This window comes from Arthrobacter sp. ASL1, from assembly GCF_056680475.1.
In genome coordinates, this window is the sequence record NZ_CM155284.1 from 2,407,178 (window position 1) to 2,432,756 (window position 25,579).

Annotated in this window: 26 protein-coding genes and 1 riboswitch; of the genes, 16 read left to right on the forward strand and 10 right to left on the reverse strand. The window is 68.3% G+C overall.

The genetic code is table 11. From position 1 onward, the window contains the following. Window positions 1-4 precede the first annotated feature (4 nt). From AC1MEQ_RS11390 to AC1MEQ_RS11405, 4 genes are read right to left on the reverse strand one after another with little or no spacing between them, the layout of a single operon-like run. Entirely contained in the window at window positions 5-1,408 is a 1,404-nt protein-coding gene (locus AC1MEQ_RS11390) for a polysialyltransferase family glycosyltransferase (protein ID WP_479790835.1), read from the reverse strand. Next, entirely contained in the window at window positions 1,405-2,427 is a 1,023-nt protein-coding gene (locus AC1MEQ_RS11395; RefSeq protein WP_479790838.1) for a glycosyltransferase family 2 protein, read from the reverse strand. Before AC1MEQ_RS11395 ends, AC1MEQ_RS11390 begins: the two co-directional genes overlap by 4 nt. Window positions 2,428-2,442: 15 nt before the next feature. Further along, on the reverse strand, window positions 2,443-3,339 hold the full coding sequence (locus AC1MEQ_RS11400) for an N-acetylneuraminate synthase family protein (RefSeq protein ID WP_479790840.1): 897 nt from the start codon (window positions 3,337-3,339) through the stop codon (window positions 2,443-2,445). A gap of 27 nt (window positions 3,340-3,366) precedes the next feature. Beyond that, window positions 3,367-4,578: a cytidylyltransferase domain-containing protein gene (locus AC1MEQ_RS11405; RefSeq protein WP_479790842.1), complete on the reverse strand. Its 1,212-nt coding sequence runs from the start codon at window positions 4,576-4,578 to the stop codon at window positions 3,367-3,369. A gap of 119 nt (window positions 4,579-4,697) precedes the next feature. On the opposite strand from AC1MEQ_RS11405, the gene AC1MEQ_RS11410 reads away from it, so the two are divergent. The 15 genes from AC1MEQ_RS11410 to AC1MEQ_RS11480 all read left to right on the forward strand — a co-directional run bounded on the left by AC1MEQ_RS11410 (window position 4,698) and on the right by AC1MEQ_RS11480 (window position 18,899). Then, entirely contained in the window at window positions 4,698-6,251 is a 1,554-nt protein-coding gene (locus AC1MEQ_RS11410; protein ID WP_479790844.1) for a glycosyltransferase family 87 protein, read from the forward strand. A gap of 10 nt (window positions 6,252-6,261) precedes the next feature. After that, window positions 6,262-7,554 (forward strand): sensor histidine kinase, encoded by a 1,293-nt coding sequence (locus AC1MEQ_RS11415; protein ID WP_479790846.1) that lies wholly within the window; start codon window positions 6,262-6,264, stop codon window positions 7,552-7,554. Further along, window positions 7,547-8,182: a response regulator gene (locus AC1MEQ_RS11420; RefSeq protein ID WP_479790849.1), complete on the forward strand. Its 636-nt coding sequence runs from the start codon at window positions 7,547-7,549 to the stop codon at window positions 8,180-8,182. The genes AC1MEQ_RS11415 and AC1MEQ_RS11420 overlap by 8 nt, the downstream gene beginning before the upstream one ends. A 95-nt stretch (window positions 8,183-8,277) precedes the next feature. Beyond that, a complete protein-coding gene (locus AC1MEQ_RS11425; RefSeq protein ID WP_479790853.1) occupies window positions 8,278-9,231 on the forward strand; it encodes an ABC transporter ATP-binding protein in 954 nt (317 codons plus the stop codon). Further along, window positions 9,228-10,088 carry an ABC transporter permease gene (locus AC1MEQ_RS11430; RefSeq protein ID WP_479790858.1) on the forward strand — a complete coding sequence of 287 codons (861 nt, stop codon included), beginning with the start codon at window positions 9,228-9,230 and terminating at the stop codon, window positions 10,086-10,088. Before AC1MEQ_RS11425 ends, AC1MEQ_RS11430 begins: the two co-directional genes overlap by 4 nt. Window positions 10,089-10,220: 132 nt before the next feature. Further along, on the forward strand, window positions 10,221-11,525 hold the full coding sequence (locus tag AC1MEQ_RS11435) for a sensor histidine kinase (RefSeq protein WP_479790863.1): 1,305 nt from the start codon (window positions 10,221-10,223) through the stop codon (window positions 11,523-11,525). Further along, a complete protein-coding gene (locus tag AC1MEQ_RS11440; protein WP_479790865.1) occupies window positions 11,522-12,304 on the forward strand; it encodes a response regulator in 783 nt (260 codons plus the stop codon). The genes AC1MEQ_RS11435 and AC1MEQ_RS11440 overlap by 4 nt, the downstream gene beginning before the upstream one ends. Before the next feature lie 6 nt (window positions 12,305-12,310). Then, window positions 12,311-12,496, forward strand: a complete 186-nt coding sequence (locus AC1MEQ_RS11445) for a hypothetical protein (RefSeq protein ID WP_479790869.1) — start codon at window positions 12,311-12,313, stop codon at window positions 12,494-12,496. 34 nt (window positions 12,497-12,530) lie between these two features. Beyond that, window positions 12,531-13,844: a M18 family aminopeptidase gene (locus tag AC1MEQ_RS11450; protein ID WP_479790873.1), complete on the forward strand. Its 1,314-nt coding sequence runs from the start codon at window positions 12,531-12,533 to the stop codon at window positions 13,842-13,844. Window positions 13,845-13,947: 103 nt separating this feature from the next. Next, on the forward strand, window positions 13,948-16,080 hold the full coding sequence (locus tag AC1MEQ_RS11455) for an acyltransferase family protein (protein WP_479790874.1): 2,133 nt from the start codon (window positions 13,948-13,950) through the stop codon (window positions 16,078-16,080). Between the two features lie 224 nt (window positions 16,081-16,304). Next, entirely contained in the window at window positions 16,305-16,610 is a 306-nt protein-coding gene (rpsF, locus tag AC1MEQ_RS11460) for a 30S ribosomal protein S6 (protein ID WP_444554431.1), read from the forward strand. Window positions 16,611-16,651: 41 nt separating this feature from the next. Next, window positions 16,652-17,242 (forward strand): single-stranded DNA-binding protein, encoded by a 591-nt coding sequence (locus AC1MEQ_RS11465; RefSeq protein ID WP_479790875.1) that lies wholly within the window; start codon window positions 16,652-16,654, stop codon window positions 17,240-17,242. A gap of 68 nt (window positions 17,243-17,310) precedes the next feature. Then, entirely contained in the window at window positions 17,311-17,550 is a 240-nt protein-coding gene (rpsR, locus tag AC1MEQ_RS11470) for a 30S ribosomal protein S18 (protein WP_007269381.1), read from the forward strand. A 15-nt stretch (window positions 17,551-17,565) separates the two neighbouring features. After that, the gene (rplI, locus tag AC1MEQ_RS11475) at window positions 17,566-18,021 is read left to right on the forward strand and encodes a 50S ribosomal protein L9 (protein WP_479790876.1); all 456 of its coding nucleotides are present in this window, start codon (window positions 17,566-17,568) and stop codon (window positions 18,019-18,021) included. A gap of 204 nt (window positions 18,022-18,225) precedes the next feature. Then, window positions 18,226-18,340: riboswitch (SAM riboswitch) on the forward strand. Window positions 18,341-18,392: 52 nt separating this feature from the next. Next, a complete protein-coding gene (locus AC1MEQ_RS11480) occupies window positions 18,393-18,899 on the forward strand; it encodes a flavin reductase family protein (protein ID WP_479790877.1) in 507 nt (168 codons plus the stop codon). A gap of 12 nt (window positions 18,900-18,911) precedes the next feature. Here the strand turns inward: AC1MEQ_RS11480 and AC1MEQ_RS11485 are convergent, their stop codons facing one another. Both AC1MEQ_RS11485 and AC1MEQ_RS11490 read right to left on the reverse strand, forming a co-directional pair. Next, complete coding sequence (locus AC1MEQ_RS11485; RefSeq protein WP_479790878.1) at window positions 18,912-19,358, reverse strand: hypothetical protein; 447 nt, start codon at window positions 19,356-19,358, stop codon at window positions 18,912-18,914. A gap of 80 nt (window positions 19,359-19,438) precedes the next feature. Further along, entirely contained in the window at window positions 19,439-19,861 is a 423-nt protein-coding gene (locus AC1MEQ_RS11490; RefSeq protein WP_479790879.1) for a DUF1801 domain-containing protein, read from the reverse strand. 523 nt (window positions 19,862-20,384) lie between these two features. Between AC1MEQ_RS11490 and dnaB the strand changes: the two genes are divergently transcribed. Beyond that, window positions 20,385-21,761, forward strand: coding sequence for a replicative DNA helicase (gene dnaB, locus AC1MEQ_RS11495; protein WP_479790880.1), 1,377 nt, complete (start codon window positions 20,385-20,387; stop codon window positions 21,759-21,761). 80 nt (window positions 21,762-21,841) lie between these two features. Here the strand turns inward: dnaB and AC1MEQ_RS11500 are convergent, their stop codons facing one another. From AC1MEQ_RS11500 to AC1MEQ_RS11515, 4 genes are read right to left on the reverse strand one after another with little or no spacing between them, the layout of a single operon-like run. Next, on the reverse strand, window positions 21,842-22,891 hold the full coding sequence (locus AC1MEQ_RS11500) for a pirin family protein (protein WP_479790881.1): 1,050 nt from the start codon (window positions 22,889-22,891) through the stop codon (window positions 21,842-21,844). A 9-nt stretch (window positions 22,892-22,900) separates the two neighbouring features. Continuing rightward, the gene (locus AC1MEQ_RS11505; protein WP_479790882.1) at window positions 22,901-24,013 is read right to left on the reverse strand and encodes a tellurite resistance/C4-dicarboxylate transporter family protein; all 1,113 of its coding nucleotides are present in this window, start codon (window positions 24,011-24,013) and stop codon (window positions 22,901-22,903) included. A gap of 57 nt (window positions 24,014-24,070) precedes the next feature. Next, the gene (locus AC1MEQ_RS11510; RefSeq protein WP_479796115.1) at window positions 24,071-24,358 is read right to left on the reverse strand and encodes a MoaD/ThiS family protein; all 288 of its coding nucleotides are present in this window, start codon (window positions 24,356-24,358) and stop codon (window positions 24,071-24,073) included. 5 nt (window positions 24,359-24,363) lie between these two features. Next, on the reverse strand, window positions 24,364-25,455 hold the full coding sequence (locus tag AC1MEQ_RS11515) for a WD40/YVTN/BNR-like repeat-containing protein (protein WP_479790883.1): 1,092 nt from the start codon (window positions 25,453-25,455) through the stop codon (window positions 24,364-24,366). Window positions 25,456-25,579 lie beyond the last annotated feature (124 nt).

Below are 25,579 nucleotides of genomic sequence, written 5' to 3' on the forward strand. Positions count from 1 at the left end.
TGGGTCAGGAACGGCCAACTCGGGTTGCCCCCTGGATGAAACGGCGGGGGATGCGCCGCATCGTGCGTCGCAGGGGCCGGTGGAGGGGTGCCGGCAGATGCCGCTTCAGCCGGAGGGCGAAACCCAACGCCCCGGTGCGCGGCGGCAGGCCGCCGGGCAGTGCCAGCCGGGTCAACCGGCGGCGCTTGAAGTATTCCGCGTACCGCAGGTAGTCGGTCGCCAGGAATTGGCGGGCCGTTTCCCCGTCGGCGGCGAGACGCAGCGGCTGCATGCAGTATCCGACGGTGGTGACCAGCTGGGTCAGGACGCCGGCACTTCCGGCCGGGTCGTCGACGGGAAGCGGGACGCCGCGACGGAAGAGGGCGTCAATGAGGGTGACCGGGATGCGGTTCGAGTTCTCGTAGGGGGCCAGCCGCTCGAGCATCGTCTCGGTGCCCACCGCCGCACAGTCGATCCCGAACAGGGCACGGATGGACAGCAAGGCGGTCGAGAAGCAGCTGATCACGACGCCGGGGCGCACGATGGCGACTGCCACCTCCGCCAACACGGGATCCCGCAGCACGGTGAACCCCATGCCCAGTTCGACGGCGTCGCGTTCCATCTCGCGGCCGGAGGCCGGCCCCGCCGAGGGGTGGGGTTTGAAGACGATCCGGGTTGCGCCGCGGCGGTGCGCCTCATGCACCATGTCGCGGTGCAGGGCGCTCTCCTCCTGGTCGTCCATGAGTCCCAGGTGGGCCAGGTACTGGCCGAGGATCATGGCCGTCGATGAACGGTTCGTGCCCGCCGGACGCTCATGGGGGGCGGGCCATGACAGGGGGGTCGAGCGGGCGAGGTCGTCGATGATGTCGGCCAGCGGCTGGGTGGGGACCGGGACCAGCCGGGGGGCGAACTCGCGCAACAGCAGGGGCTCCAGGCCGGGAACCAGCTCGACGTAGAGCAGTCCGTCCAACCGCTGGCGCAGGGCGGGCGGCAAGAGGTTCCGGGTGGGGCCGTAGGACATGAGTCCGTCCGAATGGACCATGAACGGCGCATCGTGGAAAATCCGCAGTATGGCCCGGGTCGGGTTGACCTGGATGGAATCGACGAACAACATCAGGCGCTCGTCGCCGAGGTCGAAGTAGCGGCGCAGTAGCCGTTCCCACAGGTAGAGGTCCTCCTCCCGGGGGTTGAATTGCGTCGGACGCCGCGGGAAGAGCAGTTGCCCGAGGTCCACGACGCGGTCGAACCGCCGGGCCAGGTCGGTGAATCCCGGGGAATCCTGGATGCGGCCCGTCAGTTCGGGTTGCTGGGAGCCGTCGACCAGGAGCAGGACCCGTTCACCGTCGGTGGCGGGAAGCGCGTCGGCGTCGACCATGGCGGCCAGCGAGGCGACCTGGAACAAGGTGGAAGCCGTGAGCAGCTGGATCATCGGGCTCCTTCCAGCGCGGTGGTCGGTGGGGTGGTACGTGCGGCGGAGACCCGGCCCGTCGGCCGCAGGGGAAGCAGCACCCGCCGGCGCTTGGCATCGAGTGCCGCAAAAGCGTCGGTGAGCATCGGCCCGGGTACGGACGCCATCGTATCGGTGATGGCCCGATCCAGCGCCGTCTTCACCTCGGGGGTCATCTGCTTGCTGCGGGAGAGATGGTGGCACGAGACCGCCAGGAATTGGCGGATCACCTTGGGCCAGTATCTTTCCGCTTCGGGGTCCGCGGCGACCACCTGGAAGGAGAGGGCGAAGGCGCGGGCGAAGTCGAGTTGGCGCCGATCGTAGATCTGCGTCAGGGACGTCGCGACTCCGCGCCGGTACATGATGCCCAGCGAACTCAGGACCGCGTACGAACGGGCCTGCAAATGCAGTTTCCAGATCCAGGGACGGTCTTCGGCCGTGAAGAGGCCGTCGGGAAAATGGAGCAGGCCGGCATCGGCCAGACGGCGGTGGAAGAGTCCCGCCCAGGCGAACGGGTAGTCGATCATCGTGGTCTCGGTGTGCGGGAGAACGGACTCGCGCGGATCGAGGACCGTGTTGCGCCGGGCCTGCGGTGCCCGGTGGATGGCGCGCCGCCCTGTGGTCACGCGGACGTGGTCGACGCGGACGAAGTCGACGTCCAGCCGGGTCAACTCGGCCAGGCAATACGCCAGGTGCCCCGGCGCCAGCCAGTCGTCTCCGTCAAGGAACGCGATGGTCGTCCCGGTGGCCTGGTCCAGACCCTGGTTGCGGGCCGTTGCCAGGCCACGGGCCTCGTCGTTGCGCAGGGTCTTCAGGCCGGGGAGCCGGCCGGCGAATGCCTCGACCAGCTCCCCGGTGCCGTCGCTCGACCCGTCGTCGACGAAGATCACCTCCAGTGCCGTCGGATCATCGAACTGGTCCAGGAGGCTCGTCATCGTGTCGCGGATGAATGGAGCCTGGTCCTTCGCCGGAATGATGATGCTGAGCAGGGGGGTGTCCATACGTGTCCTTCGTGGCTAGGCGTCGACGCGGCGCAGGCGGGACAGCGGTGCCAACTCGCCCGGGAAGACCTTCTTGACGCCGTCGCCCATGGCCTCCTGCAGGATGCGGATGTCACGGATGAGGGACTCGAAGCCCTTCGGCTCCAGCGAGGAGGCCTGGTCGGAACCCCACATGGTGCGGTCCAGGGTGATGTGCCGCTCGACGGTGACGGCGCCCAGGGCGACGGCGGCCAGCGAGATCTGCAGGCCGCGCTCGTGGCCCGAGTAGCCGACCGGGACGCCGTAGCGCTCCCGCAGCGTCGGGATCATGCGCAGGTTGGCCTCTTCGGGGGGCAGCGGGTAGGTGGACGTGGCGTGCATGATCACCAGGTTGTCGGTGCCCAGCGTCTCGACCGCGGTGTCGATCTGCTCGATCGTGGACATGCCGGTGGAGAGGAGGACCGGTTTGCCCGTCTCGCGCAGCGCACGCAGCAGCTCGAGGTCGGTGACCGATGCCGAGGCGACCTTGTGGGTCGCCGCGCCCTGCTCCTCCATGAACTCGACCGAGGGCACGTCCCACGGCGAGGCGAAGGCCTCCAGGCCCTGGCTGCGGGCGTAGGAGATGATGTCGCGGTACTGCTCGGCACCGAACTCGACCTTGTAGCGGTAGTCCAGGTAGGTCATCTCGCCCCACGGGGTGGAGCGCATCTTGTCGCGCATGTCCTTCGGGGTGGAGATCTCCGGGGTGCGCTTCTGGAACTTCACGGCGTTGGCGCCGGCGGCTGCGGAGATGTCGATGAGCTGCTTCGCCACGTCGACGTCACCGTTGTGGTTGATGCCGATCTCGCCGATGACGTAGACGGGCTGGCCGGTGCCGACCTGGGCGTCGCCGATCCGGACGGGGGATGCCTGCTGGGTGGCTTCGATGGTCATGATGGGTCCCTTTCGTTGGAATTGGGTTCAGGGGGTTGTGGCCAGCAGCTGGGATGCCGCCGGTCGGGTCTGTGATGCGAGGATGCGTTCGCATGCCTCGCGGACGGCGCCTTGGCCGCCGGGTTTGTGGAGCACGACGCGTGCCGCGGCCAGGGCCTCCGGCCGCGCATCGGCAACGGCAATCGGCCATCCGACCGAGTCCATGGCCCCGACGTCGTTCACGTCGTTGCCGACGTAGGCGACGCGTGCCGGGTCGAGGCCCTGCTCGGCCATCCAGGACGTGAGGCGGGCGGCCTTGTCATCGACACCGTGGATGACCTGCACGCCGAGCTTGGCGGCGCGGACAGCGACCACGGTGTTGGTCTCGGTGGAGAGGATCAGCACCGGCACGCCCGCCCGGCGCAGCCGGGAGACGCCCATGCCGTCGGAGCGGGACACCGTCACGAACTCGCTGCCGTCCTGCGCGAGGAGCGCGAGGTCGTTGGTGTGGACGCCGTCGAAGTCGGTGACCAGGGCATCGGCGTCGATCCCCGGTACCGGAGGGGAGACCGGTCCGGCCTCGCGGCGTAGTGCCTGGGCGGAGACGAGCGCCAGGTCATCGAATGAATCGACCTCGGGGGCGTCCGCCGGTGGGACGACCTGGAACTTCAAGGTGCCGAAGAAGCGGTGGCCAGCCGCCCGGAACCCGGCGGTGCGCATCGCGTAGAAGGCCCCCGTCTCGCGGTACTGCGGCTCGCGGTCCTGCCGGCGCGGGCGGTGCGCCGCGCTGTGGCCGACGGCTTCCACGGAGCCCTCCGGGGCAGTCCACAGGAACGAGTGGTCATCGGTGACGCTGAAACAGACGTCCGCTTCGCCGTCGAGCACCGCGCGGATGGAGGCCTCCAGGTGGACCGGGTCGATGAAGGGCGAGGTGCACTGCAGGAGCACGACGACGTCGGGCTCGGTCTCGAGGGTGCCGAGGGCATGCTGCACCGCCGATTCGCTGCTGGCCTGGTCGGAGGCCAGGGCGGCGGGTCGGTCGATGACGCGGGCGCCGTGGGCGGAGGCCTCATTGCGGATCTGCGAGTGGTCGGTGCTCACGACCACGTCGGTGACCGAGGGGGCAGCCCAGGCCGCGTCGACACCGCGGGCCAGCAGCGAGCGGCCACCCACCGGGCGGAGGTTCTTCAGGGGGATGCCCTTCGAACCGCCGCGGGCGGGAATGACCACCAGCACGTGGTGACTCTGTGTCGTTTTCATTCAATTGACAGTAGGGAGGCGATGTAAAGCACGAACCACCTGCGGGTTAACGGCGGGTGATGGGATCGGGGCCATCCGGTGCCCCCGGTGGGACCGCGCTGGCGGATAGGCTGAATCCCATGAGCGAGAAGCCGCAGGACCCGCCCCGGCACCTCACCGGCCAGCACGCCCGGCCCGGGCCGCGGCGCGGCCCCCTGCGCATCACGGTGCCCAGCCGGAACGATCCGCTGCTGCGCCGCCTCACCGAGGTGATCGGCGGACCACTGGGCCGCTTCACCGCCCCCGGTCGCGTCGATCCGGGTTTCCTGACGGTCGAGCGGGTGCTGGTGGTCCTCACCGTGGTCGCCGCCATCGTGGCCGTGTTGGCCAAGAACATGTGCCGGACCCTCGGGTGGGGTGGCTCCAACGGATACCTCTGGGCCTGCTACTCGGACTGGTCGGCCCTATTCCACGCCCGCGGGTTCGACGCCAACGCCTTCGCCCCCTTCGCCGACGGGGCGCAGTTCGAGTACCCCGTGCTCATGTCGGCGGTCGCGTCGTTCGCTGCACTGCTCGTGGTCCCCGGCGACTACAACCGGACCCTGGCCTTCTTCGACGTGAACCTGCTGCTGGTGGTCATCCTGTGGTTCGTCATCGTCATCGCCACGGCCCGGACCGCGGGCCGGCGGCCCTGGGATGCCGCGATGGTGGCGTTGGCCCCGGGCATCATCCTCGCCTCGACCATCAACTGGGATATGTGGGCGGTGATGTTCCTGGCGTTGGCCCTGTTGGCCTTCGCCCGGAACCGGCCGGTGCTGGCCGGGATCCTGATCGGGTTGGGCGCCTCGATGAAGGTCTATCCGGTCCTGTTCCTGGGCGTGGTGCTCGTGTTGGCGCTGCGGACCGGGCGGTGGCGGCCGCTGCTGCAGGTTGCCGGGGGAACGGCCGGCGCCTGGCTGGTGGTGAACCTGCCGTTCATGATCACGAATTACGCCTCGTGGAGCTATTTCCTGGAGTTCACCCGCGACCGTGGGGCCGGATTGTCCTCCCTTTGGCACGCCTGGAACGTCACGGCAGGTGTGCTGCCCGGTGCCCCCGAATTCACCCCGGACGTCATCAACGCCGCCGGATTCTGGCTGTTCGCGGCCAGCTGCGCCGGGATCTGCGCGCTCGGCCTGTTCGCCCCGCGGCGGCCCCGGGTCGCCTCGCTGCTCTTCCTCGTGGTGGCGGCCTTCGTGCTGTTCAACAAGGTCTATTCCCCGCAGTTCGTCGTCTGGCTCGTCCCGTTGGCCGCCCTGGCGTGGCCGCGGTGGCGGGATTTCCTGATCTGGCAGCTCGTCGAGGCCCTGCACTTCTGGGCCATCTGGATGTACCTCTACTCGGGCAGCACCGACATCAAGGCGCAGAACACGTTCCCCGAGGCGTTCTACGTGCTGGCCGTCGTCGGGCACATGGTCGCCACCGCCTACCTGATGTTCCGGGTGGCGCGCAGTGCCTGGGATCCGGATACCGACCCGGTCCGCCGGGTGGGCCAGGACGATCCGCAGGCGGGCCCCTATGCCGGGACCGAGCGTGATCCGCTGCCACGGTTGCCGTGGATCGGCCGCCCGGTCGTCGGCGGGCACGGCGGTCTGGAGGGCCGGGGGACCGATATCCACCGAACGGTTGAACCGCCGTCCTCCGGTGCGACCTAGGCTGGGACCCATGGAGGCGATGACGACGCCGGCACCGGCAGCCGGGGAACACGCCGGGACCACCGCTGGCGACGTGGTGCTGCGCGTGCTGCGGGTGTCCCTGCACGTGGGGTTCGCGCTGCTGCTCGCCGTCGGCATCGTCCGGGTGCTCGTCACCGACACGACCGCCGCCACCCGCATCTGCTCGGTGGCCCTGGCCGGGGTGCTGGCCGCCGTCTACCTGCTGGGCACCGGCTGGGAAAACCGGCACGCCCGCCGGCTGGCACCCGATCCCAGCCGCTACGCGCGCGCCTGGCTGCTCATCGTCGTCGTGCTCTGGCTGGCGTTGATGTGGCTGCACCCCGACTTCAGCTGGCTCGCCTTCCCGCTCTTCTTTTTGCAATTGCACCTGCTGCGGACCCAGACGGCACTGGTCGCCATCGTCGGATCGACCATCGTGGTCATCGCCGCCCAATGGACCCACGCCGGGACCGTGTCGGTGGCCGCCGTCATCGGGCCGCTGTTCGGTGCCGCGTTCGCGGTGGTCATGGGGTTCGCCTACCAGGCCCTGTATACCGAGGGCGTCAACCAGCGCCGCGCCCTGGACGAACTGCGCCGCACCCGGACCGCCCTGGCCGGTGAGCAGCACCGCGCCGGGGTGCTGGCCGAACGCGAACGGCTCGCCCGCGACATCCACGACACGCTCGCCCAGGGATTCTCCAGCATCGTGCTGGTCGCCCGTTCGGCCCGTGCCGCGCTCGACGCCGGCGACACCGACCTGGCCGCCCAACGCCTGGACACGGTGGCCACCACCGCCTCCGACAACCTCGGGGAGGCTCGTGACTTCGTGCGCGGCCTCCCGGCGGGCAACCTGGAGGCGGCCGCCGGGGCGCTGGCCGGGCGATTCACCCGCCTGTGCGCCGCCACCGAGCGCACCGCGCGGGCCGCCGGGACGGACCTGGAATGCCGCTTCCGCGAGGACGGCGAGCCGCTCGCGGTGCCCACCGACGTCTCCGGTGCCCTGCTGCGCACCGCCCAGTCCTGCCTGGCCAACGTGCTGGCCCACGCCGCCGCCACCCGGGCGGTGCTCAGCCTGGGGTACCTGGCCGGGGAGGTCACCCTGGATGTGTACGACGACGGCGCCGGACTTGATCCGGCGGCGCTGCCCACCGAGGCCAGGCCCGACGGGACGGGGTCCGGGCTGCTGGGCCTCCGGGCACGGATCGCGGCCCTGGGTGGCAGCGTCGACGTCGAGTCCGCGCCCGGCGAGGGCACCGTCGTTGCCGTGAGGATCCCGTTGCAGATGGAGGATGGACATGGATGAGCTGAACCTGCTGCTGGTGGATGACCACCCCGTGGTCCGGGCGGGCCTGAAGGCGGTGCTGACCGAGCAGGCCGGGCTGCACGTGGTCGCCGAAGCCGCCGACGGGGCGGCGGCGATCGCCCAGCTGCACCGCCTGCAGACCCTCGGCGAACGCGTCGACGTGGTGCTGATGGACCTGCAGATGGACGGCATGGATGGTGTCGAGGCCACCGGCAGGATCCGCGCCGCCGGTGGCCCACCGGTTCTGATCCTCACGACCTACGACTCGGACACCGACATCCGGGCCGCCCTCGACGCCGGGGCGGCCGGGTACCTGCTCAAGGATGCGCCGCTGGACCGGCTGACCGCGGCCGTGGGCGATGCAGCCCGGGGCCGCCGGGTCCTCTCCGACGAGGTGGCGGCCCGCATCGACCCCGCGGGACGCAATGCCGCCACCGAGCTGAGCCCCCGCGAGCTCGAACTCGTGGGACTGCTGGCCCGCGGACTGGTCAACCGGCAGATTGCCCGCGAATTGTTCATCTCGGAATCGACGGTGAAGACCCACCTCATCCACATCTACTCCAAGCTCGGCGTCGAGACCCGGACCGCGGCCATCGACCGCGCACGCTCGCTGCGCCTCATCCGTTAGGGGGCCGGCGTCGTCCTGAAGTCGTACGGCGGCGGTGGCGAAGATCATCCGCAGGGGCGGCGACAGGACCGCCGGTGGTCCGTAGCGTTGGACGCATGATCCAGGCAACCTCTCTCGCCAAGAACTATGGCTCCAAACGCGCGGTGGACGACGTGTCCTTCACCGTCCAACCCGGGAAGGTCACCGGGTTCCTGGGGCCGAACGGCGCCGGTAAATCCACCACCATGCGCATGATCATGGGGCTCGACCGCCCCAGCTCCGGTGACGTCACCGTCAACGGGAAACGCTATGCGGAGCACGGCGCACCGATCCGCGAGGTCGGCGCCCTGCTGGAGGCCAAGGCCGTCCACAAGTCGCGCTCGGCCCGCAACCACCTGCGCGTGCTGGCCGCCACCCACGGCATCCCCAACAGCCGGGTCGACGAGGTCATCGAGATCACCGGCCTGGCGCCGGTGGCCCGCAAACGCGTCGGCGGCTTCTCCCTCGGCATGGGCCAGCGGCTCGGCATCGCCGCAGCCCTGCTCGGGGACCCGCACACCCTGATCCTCGATGAACCCGTCAACGGCCTCGATCCGGAGGGCGTCCTCTGGGTGCGCAACATGGCCAAGGGCCTCGCCGCCGAGGGCCGCACGGTCTTCCTCTCCTCGCACCTGATGAGCGAGATGTCGCTGACCGCCGACCACCTGATCGTCATCGGCCGCGGCCGCCTGCTGGCCGACGCCCCGATGGCCGACGTCCTCTCCGGCGCCGGGGCCGCCCGCACCCGCGTGCGTACCGATACCCCGGATGAACTGGTCAGGGCGCTGGCGGCACCGGACGTCACCACGACGACGACGGGGCCCGACACCCTGGAAATCCAGGGTGCCTCACCACGGGACATCGCCCGGCGGGCGCTCGACGCCCGGGTCCTGGTGTTTGAGCTGACCCCTCTGCAGGCCTCCCTCGAGGACGTCTACATGGACATGACCCGCGACGAGGTCGAGTACCACTCCGGCCCCGTGGCCGGCGCCGAAGCACCCCTGGAATCCGGAAGGCGGGCCAGCAAATGAGCACCGAGACCCAGCAGGCGACCACGCCGCAACGTCCACGCACCACCTCCGGCAAGGGGACGTCCTTCGGGCGGGCCCTGGGCGCCGAGATGCGCAAGTTCACCACCGTCCCCTCATCGTTGATCCTGCTGCTGACGACCCTCGTGGTCATGGTCGGCATCGGGGCGCTGGCCGCCTGGGGCATCGGGTCGATGACCGAGGTCATGGCCGATGACCCAGAAGCCGCCGCGGCGATGGGCGGGGACCCCTCCAGCCTGGCCAACACGATTGCCCCTTCCGGCATCATGCTCGCCCAGCTGATCGTTGGTTCCCTGGCCGTGCTGGTGATGAGTTCCGAATTCACCACGGGCATGGCCCGGGCGACCTTCGCCGCCGTCCCGAAGCGGTTCCCCGTCGTGTTGGCCAAGGCGGTGCTCGTGGCCGTCATGGCGATCGTGGTCACCGTGGTCTCGACGCTGGTCTCCGCAGTGGTCATCATGCCGATCTTGTCGAACTACTCGATGGAGCAGGACTTCGCATCCGAGATCTTCCAGCGCAACCTCTGGTTCGGGGCGGCGTACGTGGCAGTGGTGGCGCTGATCGGCATGGCCCTGGGCGGTCTGCTCCGCAACTCCGCGGGAGCCATTGTCACCCTGGTGGGGCTCATCTTCGTCCTGCCGATGGTGTTGAGCTTTTTCGCCAACGACTTCATCACCGACATCAAGCGGTTCCTGCCGGATGCGGCCTACTCCAACCTGATCGCCGCCACGCCACCGGACGGCGGGCTGGAGCACTGGCAGGCCGGCCTGACGCTGGGCCTGTGGGCGGTCATCCCGCTGGTGGTCACCGTGTTCGTGGTCCAGCGCCGCGACGTCTGAGCAGAATCCGGGTCCGCCGGCCATCCGGTCGGCGGACCACACCAAACCACCGCGGGTGGTGGCGGAACGAACGGCCGCCACCACCCGCGGTTTGCCCGGGGCGGCCGTGGATCTGAAAGATAAGCTGGACTCATGAGCACAGAACCGCAGGGGGAGGGCCCGGAGGCACCGGCGCCGACCTTTGCCGAGCTCACCGAGAAGCGCCGCGGGCCGGTGCGCCGTTTCATGCGCTCGCACCGCACGATCGTGGACGTGCTGCTGGCCCTGGCCTACTTCCTCATCTCGACCCCTGCCGGGCTCGAATCGGCGACCAATGGGCGGGGCGCTCCGTGGGCCGGCGTCGTCGTCATCTCGCTCCTGCTGACCGTACGACATCGCTGGCCCATGGTGGTTTTGGGGTTGGTGTTCCTCTGCGAGATCGGGATGCAGCTGTTCGACCCCTACTTCTCGGCCACCTCGATCGCGGTCTGGCTGGTGTTGTATACGACCGCAACGTTATATGCCAGCAAGCGCATGTTCATGATGGCCGGCCTGATCAGCGCCATGCAGCTGCTGGTGCAGTTCGTCGTCGTCCTTCCCGCCTTCCGGGCGCCCGAAGCCGCCGGGCGGCTATTGCTCGAGGATGTCCCGGAAGCGAATATCTTCATCTGGATGATGGCGGCCCTGACCGTGCTCTCGAACTTCGCGGTCGTCGGGATCGGGGCGGCCGTGCGCAACAACCGGCTCCACGAGGCCGAGCTGGCCAACTGGGGGGCGCGGGTCCAGGGGCTGGCCCAGGTCGCCGAACGCAACCGCATCGCCCGGGAGATGCACGATGTCGTCGCCCATTCACTGTCGGTGATGATCGCGCTCTCCGATGGGGCCCAGGTGGCCATGGCACGCGACCCCGGCAAGGCCGCGGGCGTGCTGGGCGAGCTCTCCTCCACCGGCCGCAGCGCCCTGGCCGACATGCGACGGGTGATCGGGGTCCTGCGCGATGGCAGCGACGCGCCCCTGGCACCCCAACCCGCCTCGTCCTCGCTGGCCGAGATGCTCGAGGGCTTCCGGGTTGCCGGGCTGCCGCTGCAGGTCACCCACACCGGGCCGGCCCTGCCCGGCGACGCGGCCTTCCAGCTCACCGTGTACCGGATCGTGCAGGAATCGTTGACGAACGTGCTGCGCTACGGCCGGGCCGTCACCCGCGTCCACGTGGAGCTCTCCCGCGACGAGGACACCGTCAGGATCAAGGTCACCGACAACGGCCAGCTCCCCGACGCGAAACGCGACGCCATTGGCAGCGGCCAGGGCATCAGGGGGATGGGCGAGCGCGCTGCCATCTATGAGGGGTTCGTCTACGCCGGGCCGGGCCCGCGCGGTGGATGGGTCGTCCACGCGATCCTCACCGTCCCGCAGCAGGCAGCTCAACACCAGCAAATCCAGGGGGAAACCACATCATGAACCACCCAGCAGCCACCGCCTTGCACGAACGCCAGCCCGGGGACCCGATCAGCATCCTGCTGGTCGATGACCAGCCCCTGCTGCGCATGGGGTTCCGCCTCATCCTTGAGGGCGAGGACGACCTGACCATCGTCGGGGAGGCCTCCGACGGCCAGGAGGGTGTTGCCCTGGCGGTCGAATCCGCCCCCGACGTCGTGCTCATGGACGTGCGCATGCCCAAGATGGATGGGATCGAGGCCACCCGCCGCATCGCCGAGGCCGTCCCGTGCGCCAAGATCATCATCCTGACCACCTTCGACCTGGATGAGTACGCGTTCGCGGGCCTGCAGGCCGGCGCCTCGGCGTTCCTGCTCAAGGACGTCGCGCCCGCCGAACTGGTCAACGCCGTCCGCCTCGTTGCCAGCGGCGATGCGGTCGTGGCCCCGCGGATCACCGCCCGCCTGCTGGAAACCTATGTGCGTCGACCCGGCCCGGCGGCGGACGGCACCCGAAGCAGCCCGGGCGGGGCACCCGCCCAGGCACCGGCGTCGAACCCCGCGGCCCCGGAGCGCGACCCCCTCCTGCAGGACCTGACCCCCCGGGAACTGGAGGTCCTCGGGGCAATGTCCGAGGGGCTCTCCAACGCCGAGATCGCCCACCGGTTCTTCCTTTCGGAGGCCACGGTCAAGACCCATGTGCGCCGGATCCTGACCAAGCTGCACCTGCGCGACCGCGTGCAGGCCGTGGTCTACGCGTACGAGACCGGCCTGGTCGTGCCCAGCCAGGGACTGGACTACTAGGGCCCCATGAACATCGAATTCCTGCGCAACCCCTGGTTCCTGCTCGCCGTGGTGCTCATCGGATCCGGGGCGTTCCTGGCCGTCGTGCTGCACCAGACGGTGGCCGGGCCGGTGCTGATGGGACTCGGGGTGGTGGCGGTGGCATTTGCCGTTTACCGCCACGGCGGGTGGAATGGCAGAAGCCGCGGCTGAACCGCGGACCGCAGACGCACACACGAGGATGGGCATGACCACGCCGACAGCACGCGAATTCGTCACCGACCTGGGCAGCTTCGTCACGGCATCGCCCTCCAGCTTCCACGCCGCCGCCGAGGTCGCCCGCCGGCTGGACGCCGCGGGGTTCTCCGGGCAGGTCGAGGCCGACGCCTGGGACACGGCGGCGGGAGGCCACTACATCGTGCGCGACGGCGCGGTGATCGCCTGGCATGTCCCCGTCGGGGCGACGGCAACGACCGGATTCCACATCCTCGGCTCCCACACCGATTCCCCCGGATTCAAGCTCAAGCCCCAGCCGACCACCGGCCGCGAGGGGTGGCTGCAGGCCGGGGTGGAGGTCTACGGGGGGCCGCTGCTGAACTCCTGGCTCGACCGCGAACTCATCCTCTCCGGCCGTCTGGTCACCGAAGATGGGGCCGAGCACCTGGTGCGCACCGGCCCGTTGCTGCGCTTCCCCCAGCTGGCCATCCACCTGGACCGTGCGGTCAACGACGGCCTGACGCTGGACAAGCAGCAGCACATGCATCCAGTGTGGGGCCTGGGCGACCCGTCCGAAGCCGACCTGTTGGCCGTGCTCGCCGCGGACGCCGGCATCGATCCGGCGCACATCACCGGTTACGACATCGTCACCACCATCGCCCAGGAGCCCGAGGTCTTTGGCGCCAACGGCGAATTCCTTGCCTCCCCGCGGCTGGACAACCTCACCTCGGTGCACGCCTCGGTGAGCGCACTCATCGCGCACGCCCAGCGTCTTTCCGGCGCCGACACCGACACCGGGAACGACGACGGCGCGGGCCACATCGCGGTCATGGCGGCCTTCGACCACGAGGAGGTGGGATCCGCCTCCCGCTCCGGCGCCTCCGGGCCCTTCCTGCAGGACGTGCTCGAACGCATCGTCGACGCCGCCGGTGGCGGGATCCAGGAGCGGGCCCGTGCCTATGCCGCATCCGTCTGCGTCTCGGCCGATGCCGGTCATGCCGTGCACCCGAACTACCCCGAACGCCACGACCCGGCCAACCGCCCGGTCCTCGGCGGCGGCCCGTTGCTGAAGATCAACGCCAACCAGCGCTACACCACCGATGCCGTCGGTGCCGGGCTCTGGGCGCGGCTGTGTGCCGTGGCCGGCGTCCCCTACCAGGAGTTCGTCTCCAACAACGTCATGCCCTGCGGTTCGACGATCGGCCCGTTGACGGCGACGCGGCTGGGGATCCGCACCGTGGACGTGGGCATCGCCCTGCTCTCGATGCACTCCGCCCGGGAAATGTGCGCCGTGGAGGACCCGCTGCGCCTGTCCCGTGTCGCCGAGGGGTTCTTCGCCGCCTGACACGCCGGGAGATGCGACGGACGCAGACCTGCACAGCGGATCGCCGCACGACATCCACCCGCCCGTAACCGTCGATTCACCTGGGCGTGGTGTGCTCTCGGGCATGAGTTCGCAGCAGGCCGCACCCCGCAAGTTCCTCCCGGAAGTCCAGGCTCTCCGCGCCCTGGCCGTCCTGGTCGTCGTCGCCTACCACCTCGAACCGCGGGTGGTGCCCGGCGGCTTCGTGGGAGTCGACGTGTTCTTCGTGATCTCGGGTTTTTTGATTACCGGCCACCTGGTCCGCGAGGCCCGGCGGGAGGGGCGCATCAGCCTGCCCGGGTTCTGGGCGGGCCGGGTCCGGCGCATCCTTCCGGCGGCCCTGGTGGCCATCGCCGCCGTCGTCGCCGGCACGTTGGCCTTCGCCCCGGTCACCCAGTGGGGGACCATCGGCAAACAGGCCCTTGCCTCCGTCTTCTCCGTGCAGAACTGGGTGTTGGCATCCGACTCGGTGGACTACCTCGCGGCGGAGAACCCGCCCACCGCGCTGCAACACTTCTGGTCCCTCGGCGTCGAGGAGCAGTTCTACCTCATCTGGCCGCTGCTCGTCGTGGCCGCGCTGCTCCTGGGCCGCGCCGCGGTCCGCGGGGGCCGGAGGATGTCGGGCACCCGGAACCTGCGGCCGACGCTGCTGGCCTTCTTCGGCGTCGTCACCCTCGTCTCCCTGGCCGCCAGCATGTGGATGACCGCCGCCGGGGATCCCGCGGCCTATTTCGTCACCCCCACGCGCATGTGGGAACTCGGCATCGGCGGCCTGCTCGCCGTCGCCATGGCCGGACGCGCTGACGGCCGGCCCGAACGCGTACCGCGCGTGCTGGCCTCCCCGGGAGCCCGCTCACTGCTGGTGCTGGCCGGGCTGGCGGCCATCGGCTATTCGGTGATCAGGTACGACGGCGCCACCCCCTTCCCGGGGTATGCCGCCGCGCTGCCGGTGCTGGGCACCGCAGCGGTGATCCTGGCCGGGCGGACCTCCGGGCCGCTGAGCCTGAACTGGCTCGGCGACCACCCCGCGATCCAATGGGTCGGCAACGCCTCGTATTCCCTCTACCTCTGGCACTGGCCCATCCTCACGTTCTTCATCCTCATCGGCGACCGGGAACCCCGACCGGTGGAGAGCATCGGGCTGCTGGGCATCAGCCTTGTCGCCGCCTGGCTGAGCCTGCGGTTCATCGAAACCCCGGCCAGGACCTGGCGTCCGCTGGCCCACAGCAATGTCCGAGCCCTGGCCCTGGGTGCAGCGGCAGTGGTCCTGGCCGCCGCCATCGCCCTGGTCCCCAGCCTGGGACAGCAGCAGGTCGTCGCCGCGGAGAAGGGGGCGGTCCAGCAGCTCATGACCTCGCCGCCCGAGGGACTCGGGGCGGCCTCCATCGCCACCGGGGCGGCGTTCACGTCGAACAACCACCAGATCATCCCCACCCCGGCGACCGCGAACAAGGACTACCCGGATCTGGGCACGTGCGTCGCCAGCGGCGGTGCGAAGTCGTCGCACATGTGCGAATTCGGTGCGAAGAAGGCCGACGCCGACTTCACCATCGCGCTCGTCGGGGACTCCCATGCCACCCAATGGTGGGAGGCCCTGGAGCCCCTGGCCACCAAGCACAACTGGAGGATCGTCACCCACCTGAAGAACTCCTGCGCCTTCACCGGAGCCGTGCGGGAGGCACAGAAGGCCGGTCACATCGACTGCGTCGATGCAAACAAGGGACGACTCGACGACCTGGTCAAGGCGCCGGACATCGACGCGGTGTTCATCGCCGGCTGGACCGGAGCCGCGTTCAAGGGCGGCGGCAAGGCCGCGGCACGTGGTGCCGTCGACTACTGGAGCAAGGTGCAGGACTCCGGCAAGCAGGTCATCCTCGTCCGCGACACCCCCAATCCCAGCCAGGACCCCCTGGCGCGCGACTGCGTGGCCAAACACCCCGACAAGCTACGCCAGTGCGGAAAGGACCGGGACGAGGCCCTGTCCAACGACGACTGGATCGCCGCAGCCCACGACATCGACCCCCGGCTGGCCCTGATGGATTTCACCGACCAATTCTGCACGGAGAAGCTCTGCCCGGCAGTCGTCGGGAACGTGCTGGTCTATCGCGACCAGAACCATATTTCGGACACCTACATGGCCACCGTGGCCCCGGAATTCGAGAAGCAGATGTCCGAGGCGCTGCGGGACCACGGGCTGGCCCGGCAGGCAGGTCTCTAGACGGGTGAACGTGCGGCGCCGACGCCGCCGCGTGGGGAGGTCCACAGTCTGCCGTGACCCCTCGGCACCCGCGCCGGAGCCGGTTAGGGTGGGGGAACCGGCATCGGGTAGGATGGCTCAGGCTGTTTGTGTCGTTTCTGATCCCTGAAGCGGCCGCAACCAACGCACAGAACCTCCTGTTACGGAAAGACCGTGACCGTTTAGCCCAAAGGAGGTGGGTTCACATGCGTGCATACGAACTGATGGTACTGATCGACCCCGAGGTCGACGAGCGTACCGTGGAACCGACTCTTGGCAAGTTCCTCGATGTCGTCCGCAACGACGGTGGCACCGTCGACAACGTTGATATCTGGGGCCGCCGTCGGCTGGCCTACGAAATCAAGAAGAAGGCAGAAGCCATCTACGCGGTAGTCACCTTCACCGCTACCCCGGCCACTTCCGCGGAACTTGACCGCCAGCTGTCGCTCAATGAGACGATCCTGCGCACCAAGATCACCCGCCCGGAAGACCAGAAGGTCGTAGCAGAGTAATCTGCCGCGATCATTCGTAGAAACCGACCCTAGGAGGCACCATGGCAGGCGAAACCGTCATCACGGTCATCGGAAATCTCACCGCTGATCCGGAACTGCGTTTCACCCCGTCGGGTTCGGCGGTGGCGAACTTCACCATCGCCTCGACCCCTCGGACCTTCGACCGCCAGACCAACGAGTGGAAGGACGGCGAAACGCTGTTCCTCCGTGCATCGGTGTGGCGTGAGGCTGCCGAAAATGTCGCCGAAACGCTGACCAAGGGCATGCGAGTCGTCGCCCAGGGTCGGCTGAAGTCGCGTTCCTTCGAAACCAAGGAAGGCGAGAAGCGCACCGTCATGGAGCTGGAGGCCGACGAAATCGGCCCCTCGCTGCGTTACGCTTCCGCCAAGGTCACCCGTACCCAGCGCAACAACGCGGGTGGCGGTGGATTCGGCGGCGGCGCCTCCGGGGGAAACTTCGGCGGTGCTGGCAACCAGGGCGGCAACGGTGGATTCGGCGGAGGCAACTCCGGTGGAAACAGCGGCGGCTCCTGGAACGCTCCGGCCGAGGACCCCTGGTCCTCGTCGTCCTCTTCCTCCTCCAATAGCGGGGGATGGGGCAACTCCGGCGGATCAGACGAACCGCCTTTCTAAAGCACCACCATTTATTCACCATCCCGCAGAAGAATTCTGCGGGCTCCACTAGATAAAGGAGCTCCACGATGGCTAAGGCTGAACTCCGTAAGCCCAAACCAAAGTCCAATCCCTTGAAGGCCGCTGACATCACCGTCATCGACTACAAGGACGTCGCATTGCTGCGCAAGTTCATTTCCGATCGCGGAAAGATCCGTGCCCGTCGCGTGACCGGCGTCTCCGTCCAGGAGCAGCGCAAGATCGCCCAGGCCATCAAGAACGCGCGCGAAGTTGCCCTGCTGCCTTACTCCGGCGCTGGCCGCGGCTAAGGAAGGGATAACACCATGGCAAAGCTCATTCTGACCCACGAAGTAACCGGTCTCGGCACCGCCGGCCAAGTTGTCGAGGTGAAGGACGGTTACGCACGTAACTACCTGCTGCCCCGCGGCTTCGCACTGACCTGGTCCAAGGGGGGCGAGAAGCAGGTCGAGTCCATCAAGGCCGCCCGCACCGCCCGCGCCGTCGCATCCCTCGAGGATGCCCAGGCGCTGGCCAACAAGCTGGCCTCCCAGCCGGTCAAGATCACGGTCAAGGCGGGCCAGGGCGGACGCCTGTTCGGCACCGTCAAGACCGTTGACATCGCCAACGCCGTCGAGGCCGCAGGCCTCGGTTCGATCGACAAGCGCACGGTGGAAATCCCCGAGCACATCAAGTCGACGGGCAACTACCAGGCAACGGTCCGTCTGCACGAGGACGTCTCCGCGACCATCGACCTGCAGGTCGTCGCCGCGAAGAAGTAGCCGCCACGCATCACCGGCGGCCGCCCCTTGGGCGGCTACCGGTGATGCGTGCACCCGAGGGGCCCCGCGCTGAAAAAGCGCGGGGCCCCTCGGCGCTTTAACGGGAACTGCGGATCGGCGCTGGCGCGCGAGATGGACGACACCTTGCGAAATGTTGCGTTGACCTTTGACGGGTGCGGACCGGCACGCATAGCGTAGTTGGTGAATCAAGAGCGTCAACATACAAGCCCTGGCTCGTTGGCCGGCAACCCTCTCACGGTAGTGGGGTGCTCCAGGTGATGATTCGGCCCTCCGGGTCCCCGGGGGGCAAGTACCGCACACCCAGCGTGGCCCCGGCCCGGGTGGTGTGCCCTACGCCGGAGGTAGACCAGATGACACTGTCCACCGATCTTCAGCCCGACGCCCTACGCAAGGCCTTTGCCCTGCACCCCTCGGGGATTGCCGCGCTCTGCGCCATCATCGACGGGGAGCCTCAAGGCATTGTCGCCTCGTCGTTCACTGTCGGGGTCTCCATGGACCCGCCCTTGGTGATGTTCGCGGTGCAGAACACGTCGCGTACCTGGCCGGTCGTCCGCCAGGCAGGCAGGATTGGAGTCTCCGTCCTGGGCGAAGCCCACGACGGCGTCTGCCGGCAGATCGCATCGAAATCCGGAGACCGATTCGCCGGATTGCGGCTCGATTCCACCGACGATGGCGCATTGTTCCTCCACGAAGCCGCACTATGGCTCGATTGCAGCGTCGAACAGGAGATCCCCGCGGGCGACCACCACGTGGTCCTGCTACGCGTTCACGGGCATGCCACCCACGACGGCGTGCACGCGCCGCTGGTCTTCCACGGCTCGGCGTTCCGCACTTTGAAGGCCGAGGCGTTCGCCTGAGTTCCCGGGGAGCTACTTCCCGCGCAGCGACTCCACATACCGCTTGGCCTCGGCCAGGCCGATCCCGGTGTCCTGCCTGACCTTCTTCATGGCCGCGATCGGATTGCCGCTGCGTACCAGTTGCAGGACCCGTTCATAGTCGGGGTTCCCCGGGCCGGCAGGCATGCCCGCCAGTTCGGGGTGGCTGACCCCGGTGCTTTGTCCGGTGCGCCCCGGTGAACTGCTCGCGGCCCTGGCGGCCCGGGCGGTGGTAGCGGCCCTGATCTTCTCTGCCTTTTGCGCTTCGAGCTGCTGGTGGCGTGCGGCGTCGGCGTTGAGCCGGGCGATATAGAGGTCGGCCTCGTTCACCTGGTGGCCGGGCCGTGTTGTAAACACCCACGACAGCGCACCGAACACCGCGAGGATCGCCACAACTGCAATAACGAGGACGAGCAGCGTCTCGCCGTTGAAGTCCAACATGTCCACTCCTGGGGTCCCGGCCGCCGCGGTACGGCGGGCTGGTCTCCATCATGCCACCGGTCCGCCCTGTAGGAGCGGGATCAGGGCTGGTGGAGCTCCGTGGTGATGTGGTGGTAGCCCGAAGCCATGAGCTGCCCGAGGATGTCCAGGTCGACATCGGCGAGCTTGTTGACGTAGAGGCAGGCAGCTCCCATCCTGTGCTTGCCGAGCCGGATGAGCAGCTCTGCAGACCCGGGACCGGCGGTCATGCCGTAGAGCGAGAGGGATGCCTTGCGAGGGGAAAATCCGATGGCGGCGGCGTCACCCTCGCGCCCAGTCGGGTAGCGGTAGTGGTAGCTGCCGAAACCGACGATCGTCGGGCCCCACATCACCGGGGGCTGGCCGCTCGTTTCCTGCATCATCTCCAGGAGCACCAGGCCGTCGGCCCGCCGGACGGGATGCTCGAGGGCCTCGATGAAATCGAGTGGTTTCAGGCCCGTTGGCCGGGTTTTCGCCTCTGACATGGCGACAGTATCGCAGCGCGCACAAGAGGCGGCAAGATGGCACCGCGTCCTGCCGCGGGAGCAAGATGTCAAAGTCCTCCACCGACGGCGGCGTGTCTGTGGATAACACTGTTCGGGTTGTGGATAAAAGTGGTGTACACGCTCTTGGGCTGGTTGGCAACCTCCAAGTAGGGGCTGAATGTTGGGGGTAGAAGATTTTTTGCCAATTCTTATACACACATATAAGCCCTAGTCAGCATTATGTTTACTGATTTTCTTGAGAGTAATCCACAGGTTCATCCCCAGTCTGTGCACACAACACGCCGCGTCGCCCACAGGTTCTCCACACCACCTGTGGATAACTCTCTTTGGTTCTGTGGGTATTGGGCATAGGGTGACAGGGTCCCCGGCTCCATCCGGGCCGATCACCCAGTGGGCCACCGCCCCTCACCGCCTCGTCCGTGAGCCGTTTCCACTGCGATACTGGAGGGACTCCGCGATGCAAGCAGCTCATGCAACGCGCTGAAGAGGGAAGGAACCTAACGTGACGCTCACGCACGCCGATTCAAGGTCGTCGAATTCATCGGACATGGCCAGGACGCCGCCCCAGGACCTGGTGGCGGAGCAGAGTGTGCTCGGTGGCATGATGCTCTCCAAGGACGCCATCGCGGACTGCGTCGAGGTCCTTCGGGGCGTCGATTTCTATCGCCCGGCCCATGAGGCGATCTTTGAGGCGATCATCGACCTCTATGGACGGGGAGAGCCCGCGGATGCCGTGACGGTATCGGACCTGCTCACCAAACGTGGCGAGATCTCCCGTGTGGGCGGGCCCGCCTACCTGCACACCCTCATCCAGTCGGTGCCGACGGCCGCGAACGCGGGCTTCTATGCGGAAATCGTCCGTGAACGTGCCGTACTGCGCCGGCTGGTCGAGGCCGGCACCAAGATCGTGCAGATGGGCTACAGCCAAGACGGCGAAGTCGATGCCATCGTCAACGATGCGCAGGCCCAGATCTACGCCGTGGCAGAACGTCGCACCGCCGAGGACTACGTTCCGCTGCGGGACATCATCGAGGGCACCGTCGACGAGATCGAGTCGGCGGGCCAACGCGGCGAGGGCATGATCGGCGTCCCGACAGGCTTGTACGAACTGGACGAACTCACGCAGGGCCTGCATGGCGGCCAGATGATCGTGGTGGCGGCACGGCCGGCCGTCGGCAAATCGGTGTTCGCCCTGGACATCGCCCGGTCGGCGTCGATCAAGAACAACATGACCACCGTCGTCTTCTCGTTGGAAATGGGCCGCAACGAGATCGCCATGCGCCTGCTCTCCGCCGAGGCGAGCATCGGACTGCAGGACCTGCGCAAGGGGTCCATCAAGGACGAGCAGTGGGGCAAGATCGCCACCACCATGGGACGGCTGAACGAGGCGCCGCTGTTCATCGACGACTCGCCCAACATGTCCCTGATGGAGATCCGCGCCAAATGCCGGCGGCTCAAGCAACGCCATGACCTCAAGCTGGTTGTCTTGGACTACCTGCAGCTGATGAGCTCGGGCAAGCGCGTGGAGTCACGACAGCAGGAGGTCTCCGAATTCTCGCGTGCCCTGAAGCTGCTGGCCAAGGAGCTCGACGTCCCCGTCGTCGCGCTTTCGCAGCTCAACCGTGGATCCGAACAACGCACCGACAAGAAGCCCATGGTCTCGGACCTGCGCGAGTCCGGCTCGATCGAGCAGGACGCCGACCTGGTCATCTTGCTGCACCGCGAGGACATCTACGACAAGGAATCGGCCCGCGCCGGCGAAGCCGACATCATCGTGGCCAAGAACCGTAATGGTCCCACCAAAACGATCGTCGTGGCGTTCCAGGGCCATTACCAGCGGTTCAACAACATGGCCACCGAGGGTGGCGGCGGGTTCTGACCCGCGGGCGGGAATTCCCCGCCGTGCGCACCGGCCGGCCCTGAACTGGGCGCGGGCCGGGCGGGTCGGCGTGGCTGGGCTCAGCCGCGTGGCCGCATGCGCGCATTCGGCAGGGCCGGCGCGGGCAGGGCCGCCGGTTGGCCCGGGGGAAACGGGCCGAAGTGGGGGCGGTGCCCTGCGGCCTTCGATGCGGCTGCCGCGCCCTCCTCGGCCGGCGGCCGCTCCTCGCCCGCCGAGGCGCCGATCTCCTCCTGCCAGATCCTGCGGTATTCGACGATCTCCTCGTGTGAACGGCCCACGAAGTTCCACCACATGACAATCTGCTCGTCCATCGGCGGCCCCCCGATGAGCAGCAGGCGTGTGCCGCCGTCGTGAGCCGTCATGGTCAGCGGGCGTCCGCCGGGGGGCAGGTAGGCCAGGTGGCCAGCCGGAACGTCCTGGCCGTTGAGGAGCAGGGACCCGGTGTCGAGCAGGACGCCGTGCTCGAAGCCGGCGTCGGGCTCGACCGTGAGCGAGGCGCCGTCGTCCAGGAGGATCTCGACGCCGAGCAGCGGGGTATGCGAGGCCACCGGTGAGGTGCTGCCCAGCAGTGTTCCGAGGAAGACACGGGCGGTCCAGCCATCGCCGACGACGGGCTCGGGGCGGTAGTGCTCGAATCCGGGGGTGGAGCCGCGGGTGGCGTCGGGCAGGGCGACCCACAACTGGGCCCCGTGCAGGATGGTGGTTTCCGGGGTGGAGAACTCGGAGTGGCTGATGCCGCTGCCGGCGGTCATGAGGTTCAGTTCCCCGGGCCTGACCATGGCGTGCGCACCGGTGGAGTCGCGGTGCTCGATCTCGCCGGTGAACAGCCAGCTGACGGTCTGCAGCCCGGTGTGCGGATGGCGGGGCACGTTCATGCCGGCCCGGCCCGAGATGTCCTGGGGACCGTAGTGGTCCAGGAAGCACCACGCTCCGATGAGGCTGCGGCGGCGTTGGGGCAGGGTGCGGCGCACGTTCATCGCCCGTGGCCCCCCGAGTGGAACGTCGCGTGGAACCAGAAGTTCCAGTGGTTCCAGGGGTTCGGCACTCTTCGGGGCATCGGGATCCCCGGTGCAGACGACCTCTTGCGGCCGGAATTCGAGGTTGCTCATGGGGTCAGCCTAGGCCGTGGCTGTCTGGCCGTCATCAGCCCGGCGACGCATCCACCCTGCGGCGGCCGCGAGCATGAGGACCACGACAACGGCCCAAGCCGGAACCGCCACCCAGACCGCGGCCTGGCCGATGGCCTCGACGACCGGCATCCCCTGCACCTTGCCGAATGCCATGGACGACGTGGCGAGCATGCCCAGGGGGAAGACGATCGACCAGAGGGCCGTTTCGTAGCGGAAATGGTGGCGGTGGACGACATGGCGCCAGATGCCGAAGATGATGAGCAGCGGGACCCACCACAATCCCGTGGACCAGAGGATGAGGCCCGCCCCGGTGAGGAAGCCGCGCATCGCGGCAACTGCCGGAAAGGCGTCCGGAAGCTCCAGTAGGCTGCTGCAGGCCAACACGGAGATCGCCGTGGCTCCCATGAAGATCCAGTAGGTGGGGCTCAGGTCCTCGGGCCGGTTCGCCCGGGTGATCAACCGCAAGGTGACGAGCGTCCCGACCAACAGATACAGCACCACGCCCACGCTCCACAGGGCGGCAGCCACCGCAGCGTAGGCGGAGCTGTGGTGCACCCCGGCGGCGGATGCGGCGGCGGCAGCCATTGACTGGGTCGCCACGACCCACAGGAACCAGCTGCCGTTGGCATCTGAGAGGACGGGCCGCTCATGCGGCCGGAGCAACAGGATGCACGGGATGAGGTAGTTGAGCACCAGCCAGGCGATCGCGGCGATGACCGCCAGCACGAGTCCTGCGGTGGGGCGGCCGGTCATGTCGAAATGCAGGCCGATGACGTTCATGCCCGCGACGAAGCTGAAGAAGCCGAACGTGGTTGCCGGTGACAAGGCGTCCGCCGCGAACCGGCCGGGGGACGTGGCCGCCCGCCAAAGGGTCGCCACCAGCAAGATGCCGAATGCCGACAGGGCCACCCAGAACAGGATTTCGGCCGGGACCGGACGCCCGGACGCCAGCAACGCGGTGGAGACGATCCCCGTGGCCATCACGAAGGCGAAGCACGACGGCGGCAACCCGGCCACCGCGGTCCTGATCCTCCCGCCTCCGCCACGGGCGGCTTTGCCCGGGGCATGTGGCCCGTGCGGCGGTGTGGGGGCTGCGGGCATGTGGCTGGTTCCTTCGGGACGCTGGCGGGGTTTCCAGCTTATCGCCGGTCGCGGAGCTCAGCCTCCGGCGACGGATTGGATGACCATGACGCGTGCTCCGTCCGGCACCACGGTGTCCAGGCCGGCCATGGCCCGGATGTTCTCGCCGTCGACGAAGACGTTGACGTACCTGCGCACGGCACCGGTCTCGTCACGGATGCGCCTGCCAAAACGCGGGTGGTCCGCACCGGCCACATCCAGGAACGTCGCCACGGAGGAGCCGGCGGAGTAGTCGATCACGGCGCTGCGGCGATCTCCCCAGACCGGGGCAAGGGTTCCCGGAATCTCGAGGACAGCGGTGGCCACGGTGCTCAACCCACGGATGCTGCGCGCACGCTGAGCACGTCGGGCAGCCGGTCGGCAACCTGCAGGAACGTTTCCCCCTCGTCGTTGCTGGCGTACACCTCGCCACCGCGGGTCCCGAAGTAGAGCCCTGCGGTGCCCTCGGGGCCGGGAAGGTCGATGTCGGCGGCATCGCGCAGGACGACGTTGAACTCGTTGCCGGGCAGGCCCGTGTGCTGCTCGGTCCAGTTGGCGCCGGCGTCGGAGGTGCGGTAGAGGCTGAGACGGCCATCGGGCGGGATGCGCTGGGAGTCGGCCTGCAGCGGGAGGGTCCAGGCGGTGTCCGCGGTGCGCGGGTGCGCGAGGAACGTGAACCCGAAGTCCGCGGGCAGCCCGCTGCCGATGTCGACCCACCGGTCCCCGCCGTCGTCGCTACGGTAGACGCCCCCGTGGTTCTGCGCATAGAGCCGTTCGGGATTGGCCGCGTCGGCGGTGATGCGGTGGACACACTGGCCGAACTCCGGCTCCTCGCCCGGCAGGAAGCCCGCAGAGATGCCCCGGTTCTTTGCCTCCCACGTCGTTCCGCCGTCGCGGGTACGGTACACCCCTCCCGTGCTCATGGCGATGTGCACCGTCTGGTCATCGAGGGGATTCGGCAGGATGGTGTGGGCCGCTGCGCCGCCGAAACCCTCGCCCCATTCGGGGCGGTGCGGGTGGTCCCAGAGGCCACGGTTCAACTCGAAGTTCTCTCCGCCGTCGGTCGACTTCCAGACCGAGATGGGTTCACAGCCTGCCCACACGACGCCGGGACGGTCGGCGGTGTCCGGATGCAGGTGCCACACGCGTCCCAGCGCGGCTCCGGTGTCCTCGGGGAATTTGATGGCCCCATGCTCCGGTTCGGACCAGGTGGCACCGAGGTCGTCGGAGTAGACGACGGTGGGCCCCCAATGCCAGTCGTTGACGCCGGCGAGGATCCGCGGGGTCGGCCCGCGGGTATCGATGGCGACCGAGGGCACTTCCAGGTTCAGGAAGTGGGGCTCGCTCAGAGTGTAGGTGCGGCGGTCCTGGCTCGTGGCGAGCCAGAGGCCCTTCTTCGTTCCAATGGCGATGACGGTGGTCATGGGAAACAGTGCAGCACCCCGCCGGGACGTGGGCAAGAGTTGTTTGGGAAATGCTTTCCGGCGGGCAGGGATTTTTCCGGAGAAGACCGGGGAACGTCACCTGATATTGTCAGATGAGATTTTT

Bases quoted from the DNA above. Each gene is read 5' to 3' on its own strand.
- AC1MEQ_RS11450 (WP_479790873.1), top strand. From the start codon at position 12,531: ATGACCACGCCGACAGCACGCGAATTCGTCACCGACCTGGGCAGCTTC.
- AC1MEQ_RS11490 (WP_479790879.1), bottom strand. From the start codon at position 19,861: ATGTCAGAGGCGAAAACCCGGCCAACGGGCCTGAAACCACTCGATTTC.
- AC1MEQ_RS11400 (WP_479790840.1), bottom strand. From the start codon at position 3,339: ATGACCATCGAAGCCACCCAGCAGGCATCCCCCGTCCGGATCGGCGAC.
- AC1MEQ_RS11425 (WP_479790853.1), top strand. From the start codon at position 8,278: ATGATCCAGGCAACCTCTCTCGCCAAGAACTATGGCTCCAAACGCGCG.
- AC1MEQ_RS11500 (WP_479790881.1), bottom strand. From the start codon at position 22,891: ATGAGCAACCTCGAATTCCGGCCGCAAGAGGTCGTCTGCACCGGGGAT.
- AC1MEQ_RS11390 (WP_479790835.1), bottom strand. From the start codon at position 1,408: ATGATCCAGCTGCTCACGGCTTCCACCTTGTTCCAGGTCGCCTCGCTG.
- AC1MEQ_RS11515 (WP_479790883.1), bottom strand. From the start codon at position 25,455: ATGACCACCGTCATCGCCATTGGAACGAAGAAGGGCCTCTGGCTCGCC.
- AC1MEQ_RS11480 (WP_479790877.1), top strand. From the start codon at position 18,393: ATGACACTGTCCACCGATCTTCAGCCCGACGCCCTACGCAAGGCCTTT.
- AC1MEQ_RS11415 (WP_479790846.1), top strand. From the start codon at position 6,262: ATGGAGGCGATGACGACGCCGGCACCGGCAGCCGGGGAACACGCCGGG.
- rpsR (WP_007269381.1), top strand. From the start codon at position 17,311: ATGGCTAAGGCTGAACTCCGTAAGCCCAAACCAAAGTCCAATCCCTTG.
- rpsF (WP_444554431.1), top strand. From the start codon at position 16,305: ATGCGTGCATACGAACTGATGGTACTGATCGACCCCGAGGTCGACGAG.
- AC1MEQ_RS11440 (WP_479790865.1), top strand. From the start codon at position 11,522: ATGAACCACCCAGCAGCCACCGCCTTGCACGAACGCCAGCCCGGGGAC.
- AC1MEQ_RS11455 (WP_479790874.1), top strand. From the start codon at position 13,948: ATGAGTTCGCAGCAGGCCGCACCCCGCAAGTTCCTCCCGGAAGTCCAG.
- AC1MEQ_RS11485 (WP_479790878.1), bottom strand. From the start codon at position 19,358: ATGTTGGACTTCAACGGCGAGACGCTGCTCGTCCTCGTTATTGCAGTT.
- AC1MEQ_RS11430 (WP_479790858.1), top strand. From the start codon at position 9,228: ATGAGCACCGAGACCCAGCAGGCGACCACGCCGCAACGTCCACGCACC.
- AC1MEQ_RS11445 (WP_479790869.1), top strand. From the start codon at position 12,311: ATGAACATCGAATTCCTGCGCAACCCCTGGTTCCTGCTCGCCGTGGTG.
- AC1MEQ_RS11420 (WP_479790849.1), top strand. From the start codon at position 7,547: ATGGATGAGCTGAACCTGCTGCTGGTGGATGACCACCCCGTGGTCCGG.
- AC1MEQ_RS11465 (WP_479790875.1), top strand. From the start codon at position 16,652: ATGGCAGGCGAAACCGTCATCACGGTCATCGGAAATCTCACCGCTGAT.
- AC1MEQ_RS11395 (WP_479790838.1), bottom strand. From the start codon at position 2,427: ATGGACACCCCCCTGCTCAGCATCATCATTCCGGCGAAGGACCAGGCT.
- AC1MEQ_RS11435 (WP_479790863.1), top strand. From the start codon at position 10,221: ATGAGCACAGAACCGCAGGGGGAGGGCCCGGAGGCACCGGCGCCGACC.
- AC1MEQ_RS11410 (WP_479790844.1), top strand. From the start codon at position 4,698: ATGAGCGAGAAGCCGCAGGACCCGCCCCGGCACCTCACCGGCCAGCAC.
- AC1MEQ_RS11405 (WP_479790842.1), bottom strand. From the start codon at position 4,578: ATGAAAACGACACAGAGTCACCACGTGCTGGTGGTCATTCCCGCCCGC.
- AC1MEQ_RS11505 (WP_479790882.1), bottom strand. From the start codon at position 24,013: ATGCCCGCAGCCCCCACACCGCCGCACGGGCCACATGCCCCGGGCAAA.
- rplI (WP_479790876.1), top strand. From the start codon at position 17,566: ATGGCAAAGCTCATTCTGACCCACGAAGTAACCGGTCTCGGCACCGCC.